Here is a 14880-nt window from a genome sequence, read left to right as displayed (position 1 = left end):
GATGCCCCGCCGGAAACAACCGCCCGCCGCAATTTCGGGGCGTTGCGCTTATATTTTCCAAGTGTCGCGCGCCGCGGCGGTTTTTCTTGACAGGAGAGGCAATTGGCTATAAAATTATATTTATAATTGCCTTCTAGGATGGACATGTGAGCTTTCATGAAAATCTTTCAGGAATTATAAAAAAATTTAGAATTTTGAACAAAAATGGGAAACAGGAGGTGTTCCACAGGCAAATGCACATTGTAATTCCAATTATCACTGCCGTTGTCGGCATTATCGTCGGCGCGGTTATCGGCTTTCTTTATAGAAAAACGGTTGCAGAAAAAGAAATCGGCAGCGCCGAACAGGAAGCCACCCGCATCATCAACGATGCCATCAAATCAGGCGAGACCAAAAAACGCGAAGCCATCTTGGAGGCCAAGGACGAAATCCACAAGAGCCGTACCGAGGCGGAGCGTGAAATCAAGGAACGCCGCAACGAAACACAGAAGCTGGAACGCCGGCTGATCCAGCGCGAGGAAGCGCTGGACAAAAAGAGCGACGCCGTCGAGCAGAAGGCCGAGGAACTCGACCGCCGCCTCGCCAAGGTGCAGAAGACCCAGGAAGAGAGCGAAGAGGTCCGCGCCAAGCAGATCGCCGAACTCGAACGCATTTCCGGCTTCTCGCGCGACGAGGCCAAGGAATACCTCGTCAGCACGATCGAGCGCGAGGCGCAGCACGACGCGGCCGTCAAGCTGCGTGAAATCATGCAGAAGGCCAAGGACGAGGCGGACGCCAATGCGCGCGAGCTGATCTCGATCGCGATCCAGCGCTGCGCGGCCGACCATGTCGCGGAAGCGACGGTCTCGGTCGTCCCGCTCCCGAACGACGAGATGAAGGGCCGCATCATCGGCCGCGAGGGCCGCAACATCCGCACCCTGGAAACGCTGACCGGCGTCGACCTCATTATCGACGACACGCCCGAGGCGATCACCCTGTCCTCCTTCGACCCGGTACGCCGCGAGGTGGCCCGCATGACGCTGGAAAAGCTGATTGCAGACGGCCGCATCCACCCGGCGCGCATCGAGGAGATGGTCGAAAAATCCCGCAAGGAAATCGAGCAGATCATGAAGGCCGAGGGCGAACGCGCCACCTTCGAGGTCGGCATCCACAACCTGCACCCCGAGCTTGTCAAACTGCTCGGCCGCCTGCGCTACCGCACGAGCTATGGGCAGAACGTCCTGAAGCACTCGATCGAGGTCGCGCACGTCGCCGGCATCCTGGCCGCAGAACTGGGGCTCGACCCCGTCCCCGCGCGCCGCGCCGGCCTGCTGCATGATATCGGCAAGGCCGTCGACCACGAGGTCGAGGGCAGCCACGTTTCCATCGGCGTAGACCTCGCCAAGCGCTATAAGGAAAATCCCGCCATCGTCCACGCGATCGCCGCCCACCATGGCGACGTAGAGCCGGAAAGCATCATCGCCTGCCTGGTACAGGCGGCGGACGCCATCTCGGCCGCACGTCCGGGCGCGCGCCGCGAGAACCTGGAGAACTACATCAAGCGCCTGGAAAAGCTCGAGGAGATCGCCAACACGACGACCGGCGTCGCAAGCTCTTACGCCATCCAGGCCGGCCGCGAGATCCGCATTATCGTCAAGCCCGAGCAGGTCTCGGACGACGCGATGGTCCTGCTGTCCCGCGACATTGCCAAGCATATCGAAGACGAGCTTGACTACCCCGGCCAGATCAAGATCAACATGATCCGCGAAACCCGCGTAGTCGAATACGCAAAGTAATTAAAACATTAAAAGCGCCTGATTAAAAGCGCCTGTCTGTGATCACAGACAGGCGCTTTTCCATGCCCTTTGCCAAACTATTTCCCCTGCGCAACCTCGTCCAGCAGCGCATATATCTCCGGATATTCAAAGACCTCGCCGGCGCGCACCATGGCGCGCAGCCCCGCGGGCGTGACCCACCGCACGTCCGAAACCTCTTCGGGCTGCAGCCGCAGCGCCGCAAGGTCGGCCTCGCGGTCGATGCGGTACACGTCCCAGATCAGGTCGCGCCGGATGATGCGGCGCAGCAGGCGCGGCTCTTCCGGCCGGACTGCAAGCCCAAGCTCTTCCCAGACCTCGCGCACGCAGCCCGCGCGGCTGTCCTCCCCGGCGAGCATGCGCCCGGTAGTCAGCCCCCAAAGACCGGGGAGCAGCTCGCAGGCATCCGACCGCCGCTGCAGCAGGATCTCGCCCTGGCCGTTGATGATCCATGCCTCCATGGCGAGATGCCTCTCGTCCGGGGCAAACGCCGCGCCCTTGGGCTTCACGCGNCCTGCATGCGGGACAGCGCCCGCTGCCCGGCTTCCAGACGCGCCTGCGCCTCTTCCATGGCGGCGCGCGCCTGGCTGACGGCCTGCTTGGCGTCCCCGGCCTCCCGCTCGCGCGGCAGCAGCTTCTTCGGCTGGAGCAGCAGCTCCTGCAGGGCGGCTTCCTCGCGCCGCAGCGCCTGCAGGTTGTCCTGCGCCTGCCGCACCGACTGCGCGGCCTGTTCGATGGTGGTTACCCCGGGATAGATGGCCTGCGCCGCCTGCATCAGCTCGTCATAGGCGTCCTGCAGGACGGAAGCCGCCGTGCTCTGCTGGGACTCGTCCTCAGCGCGGGCGCGCAGGAGGGTTTCCCGCTCGGCGTCAAAATCCCGGGCGGCCGGCTGCGGGCGCGGCACGCTCCCCGCAAAGGCCAGGATGACCGAAAGCACCGCAAGGCCGGACAGCACGGGCGAAGCGTACGCCGTATATGCGCCCCAGTCGATATGGAACAGGATCGTAGCCGCGGACGCGACCGCAAACAGCAGCGCCATCACAAGCGCCCACCAGCGGATATGCGGTTTGCCCGCCTCATTGCGCGCGATCTCGTCCGCGCGGCGCTCCCGCTCCAGCGCCTCGAGCGCCTCCTCGTAACGGTTCGCACCCTGCGGCAGCGCCTCCCGTTTTTCGCGCTCCAGGTGCACCGCGCCCTCATAGCCGTACAGCGCTTCCGCCGCGCGGCGGATGAGCGGCTCCGGCGGGGTCTGCGCCTCCAGCTGGCGCACCATGCGCTGGCTCTCCCCAACCAGGACGGACAGCCGCCCCTCCTCGCTCGCCATCNGCCCGCCTGCGCGATGGACAGCATCTTCTCCCGCAGCTCCTCGGACGGGCGCTGCAGCTCCGCGCCGTCGATGAACGCGCTCGACTGGAAGGCGTCCTCCCCCATGCCGAGCAGCGTCTCCCCGCAGTTCTTGGCGTTTAAAAAGGTGCACTTTTCCCCTGTGTCCGCATAAAACGCATCGAAATCCTGCATGGGGCCGCCCTTGCCGGTGGCGCGCGTGATGACGATGTCGCGGCCGCCGTGCCGCACGGCCAGCCGCCCGTACATGGCCTTGCCGTCCTGCGGCGCGTAATGCGTCTTGTCGGACAGCGCCGCGGCGGTGTCGCGCCGCGCGGTATTCAGCCCGTAGAGCATGACGCGCAGGAAGGCGCACAGCGTGGTCTTGCCCCAGCCGTTCGGCAGGACGCTGTGGCACAGGCCGTCGCCAAACTCAAACTTCTTCCCGCCAAGGTTCCCAAAATTACCCTGTATTGATACGATCTTCATAGCAGCCTCGCTTAATCTTTGTCTCTCTGCATCCTGCAGTACCAATAAGTATACCATATTCCGCCGGGAACCGCGCCCCGCAGCCGCCTTTTTTTGCAAAATTTTTATTGATTTTCTTGAATAAAGTGGTACAATATTAAAAGACTGTTCATTTAAAACTTTAGGAGGACTATACTTATGAAGATGAAGCGCATTGCAGGCCTGGTGCTGGCCGGCACGCTCACCCTCTCCCTGCTTGCCGGCTGCGGCGGCAAGGATAAAAGCGCAAGCGACCTGGACGCCGTCAAGGGGGCGGGCGAGCTCAAGGTCGGCTACACGGTCTACCCGCCGATGAACTATACCGACGAGGCGACCGGCGAGTTTACCGGCTTCGATACGGAGTTTGCCAAGGCGGTCTGCGAAAAGCTGGGCGTCGAGGCCAAATTCGTCGAGATCGTCTGGGATACCAAGGAAGTCGAGCTGGAGGCGGGCAACGTGGATTGCCTCTGGAACGGCATGACCATCACGGACGACCTGAAGGAAAACCTTTCGGTCTCCGACCCCTATGTACAGAACACGCAGGTCGTCGTGACCAAGGCGGAAAACAAGGACGCCTACGCAGACTTCTCCAAGCTCGTCGGCAAGACGGTCGCGGTCGAGGCCGGCTCCGCCGCCCAGGGCGTGGCTGAGGACGATGAAAACCTGCAGCAGTCCAACCTCGTCACGGTCAACAAGCAGACCGACGCGCTGCTCGAGGTCAAGTCCGGCACGGCGGACGCCGCGATCTTCGACCAGACCATGGCCGACAACATGATCGGCGACGGCACCGACTTCGCCGACCTCACCGTCTGCGGCGTGTTCCACGAGGAGCAGTACGGCATCGGCTTCCGCAAGGGCAGCGACCTGTGCGACGCGGTCAATAAGGCCATGGCCGAGATGAAGGAAGACGGCAGCCTCAAGGCGCTCGCCGACAAGTATGGCCTGACCCTGGCAGATTAACCAAATTTAAGAGATATTTTTTTACCAAACGGGACAGCGATGCCGCTGCCCCGCTTGGCTTTGTTTGGAGGAGTTACATTGAACCCATCGGTTGTCTTTTCCAGCCTGTTCCAAAGCTTCGGCATTAACTGCACCATCTTCTTCGTGACGCTGCTGGTCGCGCTGCCGCTCGGCCTGATCGTATCCTTCGGCGCCATGAATAAGTGGGAGCCGTTCCGCAGGCTGCGGCACGCGGGGGTTGCCTCCCACAAATGGGGGGCGGCGCTTGTATGCCTGCGCCCGGTCGCGCTCGTCGTCAAGTTCCTCGTGTGGATCATCCGCGGCACCCCGCTGATGCTGCAGATCATTTTCATCTATTACGGGCCCGGCCTGCTCCACTGGGGCCAGCCGTGGAACGGCATGGGCGTGCAGGGGCGCGTCGTCGCGTCCTGCGTGGCCTTTATCATCAACTACGCCTGCTACTTTTCCGAAATTTTCCGCGGCGGCATCCAGTCCATCCCGCGCGGCCAGCAGGAGGCCGGCCTGGTGCTCGGCATGACCCGCCGGCAGATCTTCTTCAAGGTCACGCTGCTGCAGGTCGTCAAGCGCGTGCTGCCGCCGATGGGCAACGAGTTCATGACGCTGATCAAGGACACCGCGCTCGCCAACATCATCGCAAGCAAGGAAATCATCATGATGAGCAAGGAATTCGTCAACAAGGGCCTGATCTGGCCGCTGTTCTCCACGGCGATCTTCTTCCTGCTCTTCTGCGGCATCCTGACGCTGCTGTTCGGCTGGCTGGAAAAGAAAATGGACTATTTCAAGGTGTAAGGAGGGCGCGAAATGCCGATTTTAGAGGTTCAGAACATCCATAAAAGCTTTGATTCGACCGAGGTGCTGCGCGATATCAGCTTTTCGCTGGAGCGCGGGCAGGCGCTGGCCGTGATCGGGTCGAGCGGCTCGGGCAAAACCACCCTCCTGCGCTGCCTCAACTTCCTGGAAACGCCGGACGGCGGCAAAATCATCGTAAACGGCGAAACGCTGTTCGACGCGGACGCCCCCGCGGGGCGCAACGACGCGGAGACGCGCGCCAAGCGCCTGCACTTCGGCATGGTGTTCCAGCAGTTCAACCTGTTCCCGCAGTATACCGCGCTGGAAAACGTCATGCTGGCAAGCCAGCTCCTCGCCGAGCAGCGCCCGGATTACAAGCAGGATCGCCGCGCCATCCTGGAGGGGATCGAGCACCATGCGATCGACCTGCTCGACCAGATGAGCCTGTCCGGCCGCATGAACCATTACCCGCACCAGCTTTCCGGCGGCCAGCAGCAGCGCGTCGCCATCGCCCGCGCGCTCGCGCTCAAGCCCGACATCCTGTGCTTCGACGAGCCGACCTCCGCGCTCGACCCCGAGCTGACGGGCGAGGTGCTGCGCGTCATCCGCTCCCTGGCCGACCAGCACATGACCATGATCATCGTCACCCACGAGATGGCCTTTGCCCGCGACGTGGCCGACCATGTCGTCTTTATGGACGGCGGCGTGATCGTGGAACAGGGCACGCCGGAGCAGGTGTTCGCGGACACGCAGAATGAACGCACGCGTTCTTTCCTGAGCAGATATGCCCAAAACAGCTGATTTTCCATTTGTAGCAAAATCTTATAGCAAAATTAAATAAAAAACCGATTTACAAAACGGAAAAAATAAGTTAAAATAATGACATGCATAGGGCGGATGCATGTCATTTTCTTTTATCCCGGTGCAGACGGCGGCTTTTTTGCGGCCCATTTTTCCCAGTTCTTTATGGTCATTTCTTGTGAATTTATGTTGCAGTTTGGTAATGTCTTTGATACAATAGGGTGCGGGGCGGCAGACACCCCGGTCATATCCCCTGTCCGCAGACAGTATAATTAGGATAAAAAGCCAGTACGGCCTTTTATACAAGCGAAATTTTTGAAAATGGAGATGTTTCAACATGAGAGAAATTCTGATCAAGCCGACTCTGTACAAGTTCAAGAACTTTGGGGAGTTTGCGAAGGAGTTCAATGTCGGCAAGGGCGACCTCGTCTTTACCAACGAGTTCATCTACACCCCCTTTATGAAGGACTACAACCTCGATGCAACCTTTGTATTCCAGGAGAAGTTCGGCGCGGGCGAACCGTCCGAGGAAATGATCGAAGCGATCTTTGAAGCCATCCCGTTTGATAGCTATGACCGCGTTATCTGCATCGGCGGCGGCGCCATCATGGACCTGGGCAAGCTGCTCGGCCTCGAGCGTCCGGACACCGTACACAACCTGTACTTCAAGAAGTACCCGGCCACCAAGACGAAGCCCGTTATCGCGATCCCGACCACCTGCGGCACCGGTTCCGAGGTTACCGAGATCTCCGTCGCCATCGTCAAGGACGAGGCTGGCCAGACCACGAAGCTCGGCCTGGTATCCGAGGAGCTGATCCCGAACACCGTCTGCCTGATCCCGGACATGCTGAAGACCCTGCCCTGGAAGCCGTTCGCATCCTCCGCGATCGACGCGCTGATCCATGCGGTTGAGTCCTACCTGTCCCCGTCCCGTGCGACCATGACTTCCGAGCTGTTCGGCGTCAAGGCCATGGAGCTGATCCTCGAAGGCTTCCGCCGCATCGGCGAGAACGGCCCGGACGCCCGTCTGGACTACCTCGAGGAGTTCGTCACCGCTTCCCTGTATGCAGGCATCGCGTTCCTGCAGGCCGGCTGCGCGACCGTGCACGCCATGAGCTTCCCGCTCGGCGGCACCTACCACGTACCGCACGGCGAGTCCAACTACGCGCTGTTCCCCAAGGTCCTCGAGAAGTACGACGCCATCAAGCCGGACGGCAAGATCGCGGAGTTCAAGAAGACCGTTGCGCGCATCCTGGGCTGCTCCGAGGCGGATGCCCTTGCCAAACTCGCCGAGCTGGAGAACAAGATCCTGCCGCTCAAGCCGCTGCATGAGTACGGCTTCACCCAGGACGACATCCAGACCTTTGCCGATTCCGTACTGGCGAACCAGCAGCGCCTGGTTGTCAACTCCTATGTACCGCTGACCCGCGACCTGATCGTCGAGATCTACAGCGAGTGCTATTAATTTAATTTTTTAAACGGTGCTTATGGGGCGGGCGCATCCCGCCCCGCCTGATCCATACGGGCCGCCCCGGGCGCGCCCGGTAAAAGAGAAGTTATTTGCGAGAAAGGAAGACTGATTCAAATGATGACGAAAGAACAGTACATCGAGTCCCTGCGCAAGCTCAACCTGAACCTGTATATGTTCGGCAAGAAGGTAGAGGACCCGGTAGATAACCCGGTAATCCGCCCGTCGCTGAACTCTTTTGCGGCGACCTATGAGCTGGCAGAGGATCCGCAGTACGAAGACCTGATGGTAGCGACCTCGCACCTGACGGGCAAGAAGGTCAACCGTTTCACCCACATGCACCAGTCCACGGACGACCTGATCAAGAAGGTCAAGATGCAGCGCCTGCTGGGCCAGAAGACGGCGGCCTGCTTCCAGCGCTGCGTCGGCATGGACGCGATGAACGCGGTATTCTCCTCCACCTATGAGACGGACGAGGCCTGCGGCACCAAGTACCATGAGAACTTCCTGAAGTTCCTGCAGCGCGTGCAGGACGAAGACCTGGCGGTAGACGGCGCAATGACGGACGTCAAGGGCGACCGCAGCCTGTCCCCGTCCCAGCAGGCGGACCCGGACCTGTTCGTACACGTTGTCGAGCGCACCGCGGACGGCGTATATGTCACCGGCGCGAAGGCGCACCAGACCGGCTTCGTAAACTCCCATGAAGTGCTGGTCATGCCGACCATCTCCATGCGCGAGGGCGACGAGGACTACGCGATCTCCTTCGCAGTCCCGACCGATTCCAAGGGCATCACCCTGATCTACGGCCGCCAGTCCTGCGATACCCGCAAGCTGGAGGAGTATAACGACATCGACGTCGGCAACAAGGTATACGGCGGCCACGAAGTGCTGGTCATCTTCGACCGCGTGTTCGTCCCGAACGACCGTATTTTCCTGAACGGCGAAGTCAAGTTTGCCGGCATGATCGTGGAGCGTTTCGCAGGCTACCACCGCCAGTCCTACGGCGGCTGCAAGGTCGGCGTAGGCGACGTGCTGATCGGCGCGACCGCGCTGGCGGGCGACATGGCGGGCTCCGCGAAGGCTTCCCACGTCAAGGATAAGCTGATCGAGATGGTCCACCTGAACGAGACCCTGTACTGCTGCGGCATCGCATGCTCTTCCCAGGGCACCAAGACCAAGGCGGGCAACTACCTGATCGACCTGCTGCTGGCCAACGTCTGCAAGCAGAACGTCACCCGTTTCCCGTATGAGATCGCGCGCCTGGCGCAGGATCTCGCGGGCGGCCTCATGGTAACCCAGCCGTCTGAAGCGGACTACCGCAACCCGGAACTGAAGCCCTATATCGAGAAGTACCTCAAGGGCGTCGCTTCCGTCCCGACGGAAGACCGTATGCGTGTCCTCCGCCTGATCGAGAACATGACCATGGGCACCGCGGCGGTCGGCTACCTGCCGGAATCCATGCACGGCGCAGGCTCCCCGCAGGCGCAGCGCATCATGATCTCCCGCCAGGCCAACATGGAAATGAAGAAGGACCTGGCCCGCAAGATTGCCCGTATCGGCTAATTATTAATGGAATAACAAACCTATATAGGCACTCATGGTTTAGCTGTGAGTGCCTATATAGTAATTACACCGGGTTTGCGGTTATCCTATGCGGCGCCCCTGCTGCCGCGGCATAGGATAGCCGTCAACATCCCCAGTTTGCGAGGAATGGACATGCTCAGAGCTGCAATTAAATTTTGCGGCGGCTGCAACCCGCGGTACGACCGCGGGGCGCGCTATGCTGATTTCCAACAGCGCCTTGCGCCGTCCGTAACGTTTGAATTGCCGCGGGAAGGCGTACACTACGACTTCCTGCTCATCATCACAGGCTGCCACGCCTGTCACTATGAGTATGAGGAGATCGAAGCGGAGCGCCGGTTTTATTGTACGGCTTATGAAGACTTTGAACCTATTATCCGCGAAATCGAGCAACTTATACACCTAAGGGAGGAAACTGACAAATGAATCCACAGGAGATTTACAAGAGCCGCCTGATGGGCGTCGACGACGCTGTCAAGCTGCTGAAGAGCGGCGACCGCCTCATCCTCGGGCACGCGATCGGCGAGCCGACCACGTTTACCAAGCGTATGGCGGAACTCGGCCCGGAGCTTGGCCTGAAGGGCATCGAGGTCAACCACGAGGTCTACATGGGCGGCGGCGAATACATGCAGCCCGAGATGGAAGGCATCTTCCGCAACAACTCCATGTTCGTCGGCGGCCCCGCCCGCACCGCGATCAAGGAGAAGCGCGCGGACTTTACCCCCGGCTTCTTCCACGAGTACCCCAAGATGATCCGCGAAGGCTACCTCCACCCGGACGTCTTTGCCGCGCAGTGCACCCCGCCGGACAAGTTCGGCTATGTAAACCTCGGCGTTTCCTGCGACTATGCGCTGGCCGCGATCGAGGTTGCGGACACCGTCATCATGGAAGTCAACGACCAGATGCCGACGACCTACGGCTCCACCTTTGTACACGTCTCCGAAATCGACGCGTTCTTTGAATCCAGCCACCCGCTGATTGAGCTCCAGCCGCCGAAGATTGGCGAGATCGAGAAGAAGATCGGCAAGTACATTGCCGACCTGATCCCGGACGGCGCCTGCATCCAGCTCGGCATCGGCGCGTTGCCGGACGCGATCCTGTCCTTCCTGGGCGACAAGAAGGATCTGGGCGTCCACACCGAGATGATCTCCGACGGCACGATCCCGCTGATCGAGAGCGGCGTCATCAACGGCAAGCGCAAGCAGACCTTCAACGGCAAGATCACTTCCGCTTTCTTTATGGGCACCAAGAAGTTCTACGACTTCATCGACCGTAACCCTGCCATCCAGATGATGCCGGTCGATTACACGAACGACCCGGATATCATCGCGCAGAACGACAACGTGATCGCGGTCAACTCCTGCATCCAGGTCGACCTGATGGGCCAGGTCTGCTCCGAGGCGATCGGCGAGCGCCAGATCTCCGGCATCGGCGGCCAGCTTGACTTCGTCCGCGGCGCGAACCGCTCCAAGGGCGGCAAGGCCATCATCGCAATGGCTTCCACCACGAAGGACGGCAAGACCTCCAAGATCGTACCGTTCCTCGACCACGGCGCGCCGGTCACGACCGACCGCTGCGACGTCAACTACATCGTCACCGAATACGGCGTCGCCGAGCTCAAGGGTAAGACCCTGCGCGAGCGTGCCCGCCGCCTGATCAACATCGCCCACCCGGATTTCCGCCCCGACCTCATCAAGGAATGGGAGCGCCGCTTCAACATGGAGTGGGAAGCCTAAGCAACGCTGAATCCACCAACTGATCATAAGGAGTAGTTTTAATGAACGTTTATATCGTATCTGCAGCCCGTACCGCAATCGGCACCTACGGCGGCACCCTCCGCGACGTCCCGGCACCGCAGCTCGGCATTGCCGCTGCTAAGGCCGCGGTCGAGCGCTCCAAGGTTGACCCGTCGATCATCGACGAGGTCATCTTCGGCGAAGTCCTGTCCGCAGGCGTCGGCCAGAACCTGGCGCGCCAGGTTGGCGTCGGCATCGGCCTGCCGCTTACGACCCCGGCGATGACCATCAACAAGGTCTGCGCTTCCTCGATGCGCGCCCTGTCCCTGTCCTCCCAGATCATCCGTTCCGGCGACGACCAGGTCATCCTGGCGGGCGGCGCGGAGTCCATGTCCGGCGCGCCGTACATCTCCCGCAACATGCGTTGGGGCGCCCGTATGAACGACGTCAAGATGGTCGACTACATGGTATATGACGGCGTATTCGACGTATTCAACCAGTACCACATGGGTATCACCGCGGAAAACGTTGCCGAGCAGTATGGCATCACCCGCGAGATGCAGGACGAGATCGCCCTGATGAGCCAGCAGCGCGCGGCTGCCGCAATTTCCTCCGGCCGCTTCAAGGACGAGATCGTCCCGATCGAGGTCAAGAAGAAGAAGGAAACCATCGTATTCGATACCGACGAGCACGTAAAGCCGAATACCACCATTGAAATCCTGGCGAAGCTCCGCCCGGCGTTCAAGAAGGACGGCGGCACGGTCACCGCGGGCAACGCTTCCGGCATCAACGACGCCGGCGCCGCGATGATGATCGCATCCGAGGACTTTGTCCGCGCCCACGGCCTCAAGCCGCTGGCGAAGATCCGCTCCTTCGGCTCCGTCGGCTGCGACCCGTCCATCATGGGCATCGGCCCGATCGAGTCCTCCCGCCAGGCGCTTAAGCGCGCAGGCCTGACCGTCGCCGACCTCGACCTCGTCGAGTCCAACGAGGCGTTTGCCGCGCAGGCCGCTGCCGTTAACCGCGAGCTGGGCTTCGACATGGACAAGGTCAATGTCAACGGCGGCGCGATTGCGCTGGGCCACCCGATCGGCGCTGCGGGCTGCCGCATCACCACCACCCTGCTGCACGAGATGGTCAAGCGCGACCTGACCCTCGGCCTCGCGACCATGTGCATCGGCGGCGGTATGGGCGAAGCCATCATCGTCGAGCGCGACGAGCTCTGCAAGTAAGCACATCTAAGCAGCCCTGTCCCGGCACGTCGCGCCGGGACAGGGTCACAAATACCATGACAACAGTTTGGAAGGGAAGTCTTAACAATGTCTGAAGAAAAGCAGGTTTTAGTAGAACAGCAGGGTCAGGTAGCGGTTATCACCATCAACCGTCCCAAGGCGCTGAACGCCCTGAACACCAGCGTATACCATGAGCTGGACGCGATCCTCGACGAGATCGAGCAGATGGAAGACGTCCGCTGCATCATCCTGACCGGCTCCGCCCGCGTCGACAAGGAAGGCAACATCGTCCCGCAGAAGCAGTCCTTCGTCGCCGGCGCAGACATCGCGCAGATGAAGGACCTCGACGTTGCCGGCGGCAAGTTCTTCGGCAACGACGGCAACGCGATCTGCCGCCGCCTGGAAAACTTCCCCGTCCCGGTCATCGCCGCGATCAACGGCTTCTGCCTCGGCGGCGGCTGCGAGCTGGCAATGTGCTGTGATATCCGCCTGGCGTCCGAGCATGCCTCCTTCGGCCAGCCGGAAGTCGGCCTGGGCATCACCCCGGGCTGCGGCGGCACCCAGCGCCTCGCCCGCCTGGTCGGCATGGGCAAGGCCAAGGAAATGATCTACACCGCCCGCGGCAACTACACCGCGCAGGACGCGCTGGACATGGGCCTCGTCAACTACGTTTACCCGTACGAGCAGCTGATGGACGAAGCGATGAAGCTTGCAAAGCAGATCTGCAAGCAGGCGCCCGTCGCGGTCGCGCTGTGCAAGGAAGCCATCAACGTCGGCTGCCAGATGGATCTGGATTCCGCCCTCAAGTATGAGGCCAACTGCTTTGCGCAGTGCTTCGCGACCGAGGATCAGAAGAACGGCATGACCGACTTTGTCGAAAAGAAGAAGGGCCCGGATAAGCACCCGTTCCTGGGCAAGTAAGCGCGCAAGGTTAAGGTAAGAGAAGAAAGGGTAATCAACATGAAAGTATGTGTATTTGGCGCAGGTAATATGGGCGCTGGCATCGCGCAGGTCTTCCTGACAAGCGGCCATGAGGTCGTGCTGTGCGACGTCAAGGACGAGTTCGCGCAGGCCGGCTACAAGAGGATTGTAAACGGCCTCGGCAAGATGGTTTCCAAGGGCAAGATTGCCCAGGAGTTCGCGGACGAGTGCCTGAACCGCCTGACCGCCACCACCAACTACGTCCTGGCCAAGGACGCCAAGCTGGTGCTGGAAGCGGTTATCGAGAACATGGACGTCAAGAAGAACCTGTTCCTGAAGCTCGACAGCATCTGCAGCCACGAGACCATTTTCGCGACCAATACCTCCGCGCTTTCGCTGACCGAGATGGCGGCTTCGCTGCCGCACCGCTGCGACAAGTTCGTGGGCATGCACTTCTTTAACCCCGCGCCGGTTATGAAGCTTGTCGAGATCATCCGCGCGATCCAGACCTCCGACGAGACCTACGAGGCCGCTTTCGCCCTTGCGGAATCCCTGAACAAGCAGCCGGTAACCGTTAAGGAAGGCCCGGGCTTTATCGTCAACCGTATGCTGATCCCGATGATGAACGAGGCGATCGGCATCCTGGCGGACGGCCTGGCTTCCGCCGAGGATATCGACAAGGCAATGTGCCTGGGCGCCAACCACCCGTCCGGCCCGCTGGCTGTCGCCGACCTGGTCGGCAACGACGTCAACCTGGCCATCATGGAGACCCTCTTTGAGGAGACCGGCGACTCCAAGTACCGTCCGCACCCCCTGCTGAAAAAGATGGTGCGCGCCGGCTATCTGGGCAAGAAGACCCGCAAGGGCTTCTTTGCGTATGATGAAAACGGCAAGCAGATCCCGGGTTCCGGCATGAAGCCGTAACGCCGCCTGCGCCTGTATAAAATGTTATTAGGGGGCATCCGGAAAACCGGATGCCCCCTAATTTATGCAGCTTTTACAGATGATTCTAAATTTCTTTGGAATTACTGTTAATAGCATACAATTAATTACAGATTTTTTTAAGCAAACAGCCAAATTTCGTCATTTATCGTAGAAATCCACTAGATTTTTTGTGCTATATATGTAATAATAAGATTAACCGATTTTTTACATTCAAGCAAACAGGAGACGGACAAAAAAGGCGGATGCAACAAAGGCCGTCAGGTCGCCCAGCAGCGCAGCCGGGACAGCATAGCGCGTGTCCCGCAGGCCAAGATGCCCGCTATACAGGCTGACCGTATAGAGGCTGGTTTCGGACGCGCCGAGCATCACCGCCGCCACCCGGCCGGCATAGCTGTCGGCGCCCGCCTGTTTCATGATTTCACTGCCCAGCGCCAGCCCGCCGCTGCCACTGACCGGTTTGAGCAGCACAAGCGCGGCGCAATCCTTGGGGATGCCGAGGAAGGACAGTACCGGCGCAAGCGCATTGCCCGCAACGTCAATAAAGCCCGATGCGCGCAGCATATACACAGCCGTCAACAGCCCCACCAGCGTGGGGAAGATGCTGAGCGCAGTCTGCAAACCGGTCTTTGCGCCCTTCAGGAACGTGGGAAAAACGTCTACGCGCTTATACAGAGCGTAAACCCCTATGGCGCACAGCAGAAGCGGCACCACACATGCGGTGATCTGGTTCACTTCTCCCTTCCTTTCTTCGCCCTTTTTCGCACGATATCTCCAAATTTAACGTGCATTCAAATTTTTTTCGT

General features: G+C 60.3%; 13 protein-coding genes. 11 read left to right on the top strand and 2 right to left on the bottom strand.

Translation table 11 applies throughout. The annotated features are described in order from the left end of the window. Positions 1-233 precede the first annotated feature (233 nt). Positions 234-1775: a ribonuclease Y gene (gene rny, locus CZ203_RS12835; protein WP_087066502.1), complete on the top strand. Its 1542-nt coding sequence runs from the start codon at positions 234-236 to the stop codon at positions 1773-1775. Between the two features lie 77 nt (positions 1776-1852). On the opposite strand, the gene CZ203_RS12830 is transcribed toward rny, so the two are convergent. After that, complete coding sequence (locus CZ203_RS12830; protein ID WP_087066822.1) at positions 1853-2254, bottom strand: NUDIX domain-containing protein; 402 nt, start codon at positions 2252-2254, stop codon at positions 1853-1855. Positions 2255-3782: 1528 nt separating this feature from the next. Between CZ203_RS12830 and CZ203_RS12820 the strand changes: the two genes are divergently transcribed. From CZ203_RS12820 to CZ203_RS12775, 10 genes are all read left to right on the top strand, one after another. Next, a complete protein-coding gene (locus CZ203_RS12820; protein ID WP_328588172.1) occupies positions 3783-4583 on the top strand; it encodes a transporter substrate-binding domain-containing protein in 801 nt (266 codons plus the stop codon). Positions 4584-4622: 39 nt separating this feature from the next. Next, a complete protein-coding gene (locus tag CZ203_RS12815; RefSeq protein ID WP_087066500.1) occupies positions 4623-5393 on the top strand; it encodes an amino acid ABC transporter permease in 771 nt (256 codons plus the stop codon). A 12-nt stretch (positions 5394-5405) separates the two neighbouring features. Beyond that, positions 5406-6194 carry an amino acid ABC transporter ATP-binding protein gene (locus tag CZ203_RS12810; protein ID WP_087066499.1) on the top strand — a complete coding sequence of 263 codons (789 nt, stop codon included), beginning with the start codon at positions 5406-5408 and terminating at the stop codon, positions 6192-6194. Positions 6195-6531: 337 nt separating this feature from the next. After that, positions 6532-7659 carry a 4-hydroxybutyrate dehydrogenase gene (locus tag CZ203_RS12805; RefSeq protein ID WP_087066498.1) on the top strand — a complete coding sequence of 376 codons (1128 nt, stop codon included), beginning with the start codon at positions 6532-6534 and terminating at the stop codon, positions 7657-7659. Positions 7660-7773: 114 nt separating this feature from the next. Further along, positions 7774-9225: a 4-hydroxyphenylacetate 3-hydroxylase family protein gene (locus CZ203_RS12800; protein WP_087066497.1), complete on the top strand. Its 1452-nt coding sequence runs from the start codon at positions 7774-7776 to the stop codon at positions 9223-9225. A gap of 153 nt (positions 9226-9378) precedes the next feature. Continuing rightward, complete coding sequence (locus CZ203_RS12795) at positions 9379-9669, top strand: hypothetical protein (protein WP_143436221.1); 291 nt, start codon at positions 9379-9381, stop codon at positions 9667-9669. Then, entirely contained in the window at positions 9666-10979 is a 1314-nt protein-coding gene (locus tag CZ203_RS12790; protein ID WP_087066495.1) for an acetyl-CoA hydrolase/transferase family protein, read from the top strand. The genes CZ203_RS12795 and CZ203_RS12790 overlap by 4 nt, the downstream gene beginning before the upstream one ends. Before the next feature lie 41 nt (positions 10980-11020). After that, positions 11021-12211 (top strand): acetyl-CoA C-acetyltransferase, encoded by a 1191-nt coding sequence (locus tag CZ203_RS12785; protein WP_087066494.1) that lies wholly within the window; start codon positions 11021-11023, stop codon positions 12209-12211. A gap of 87 nt (positions 12212-12298) precedes the next feature. Continuing rightward, the gene (locus CZ203_RS12780) at positions 12299-13132 is read left to right on the top strand and encodes an enoyl-CoA hydratase-related protein (protein ID WP_087066493.1); all 834 of its coding nucleotides are present in this window, start codon (positions 12299-12301) and stop codon (positions 13130-13132) included. 39 nt (positions 13133-13171) lie between these two features. Next, on the top strand, positions 13172-14056 hold the full coding sequence (locus CZ203_RS12775; protein WP_087066492.1) for a 3-hydroxyacyl-CoA dehydrogenase NAD-binding domain-containing protein: 885 nt from the start codon (positions 13172-13174) through the stop codon (positions 14054-14056). Positions 14057-14287: 231 nt separating this feature from the next. Here the strand turns inward: CZ203_RS12775 and CZ203_RS12770 are convergent, their stop codons facing one another. Then, on the bottom strand, positions 14288-14809 hold the full coding sequence (locus CZ203_RS12770) for a spore maturation protein (protein ID WP_328588171.1): 522 nt from the start codon (positions 14807-14809) through the stop codon (positions 14288-14290). Positions 14810-14880 lie beyond the last annotated feature (71 nt).

It is taken from the genome of Intestinibacillus massiliensis, assembly GCF_900155735.1.
In the GTDB taxonomy this organism is placed as follows: domain Bacteria; phylum Bacillota; class Clostridia; order Oscillospirales; family Butyricicoccaceae; genus Intestinibacillus; species Intestinibacillus massiliensis.
The sequence above is the reverse complement of the archived record's forward strand: the minus strand, read 5'-3'. Positions and strand labels throughout refer to the sequence as shown.

What these genes read in the sequence shown, in the direction of transcription:
- rny (WP_087066502.1), top strand. Translation starts at nt 234, where the DNA reads ATGCACATTGTAATTCCAATTATCACTGCCGTTGTCGGCATTATCGTC.
- CZ203_RS12830 (WP_087066822.1), bottom strand. Translation starts at nt 2,254, where the DNA reads ATGGAGGCATGGATCATCAACGGCCAGGGCGAGATCCTGCTGCAGCGG.
- CZ203_RS12820 (WP_328588172.1), top strand. Translation starts at nt 3,783, where the DNA reads ATGAAGATGAAGCGCATTGCAGGCCTGGTGCTGGCCGGCACGCTCACC.
- CZ203_RS12815 (WP_087066500.1), top strand. Translation starts at nt 4,623, where the DNA reads ATGCCGCTGCCCCGCTTGGCTTTGTTTGGAGGAGTTACATTGAACCCA.
- CZ203_RS12810 (WP_087066499.1), top strand. Translation starts at nt 5,406, where the DNA reads ATGCCGATTTTAGAGGTTCAGAACATCCATAAAAGCTTTGATTCGACC.
- CZ203_RS12805 (WP_087066498.1), top strand. Translation starts at nt 6,532, where the DNA reads ATGAGAGAAATTCTGATCAAGCCGACTCTGTACAAGTTCAAGAACTTT.
- CZ203_RS12795 (WP_143436221.1), top strand. Translation starts at nt 9,379, where the DNA reads ATGCTCAGAGCTGCAATTAAATTTTGCGGCGGCTGCAACCCGCGGTAC.
- CZ203_RS12790 (WP_087066495.1), top strand. Translation starts at nt 9,666, where the DNA reads ATGAATCCACAGGAGATTTACAAGAGCCGCCTGATGGGCGTCGACGAC.
- CZ203_RS12785 (WP_087066494.1), top strand. Translation starts at nt 11,021, where the DNA reads ATGAACGTTTATATCGTATCTGCAGCCCGTACCGCAATCGGCACCTAC.
- CZ203_RS12780 (WP_087066493.1), top strand. Translation starts at nt 12,299, where the DNA reads ATGTCTGAAGAAAAGCAGGTTTTAGTAGAACAGCAGGGTCAGGTAGCG.
- CZ203_RS12775 (WP_087066492.1), top strand. Translation starts at nt 13,172, where the DNA reads ATGAAAGTATGTGTATTTGGCGCAGGTAATATGGGCGCTGGCATCGCG.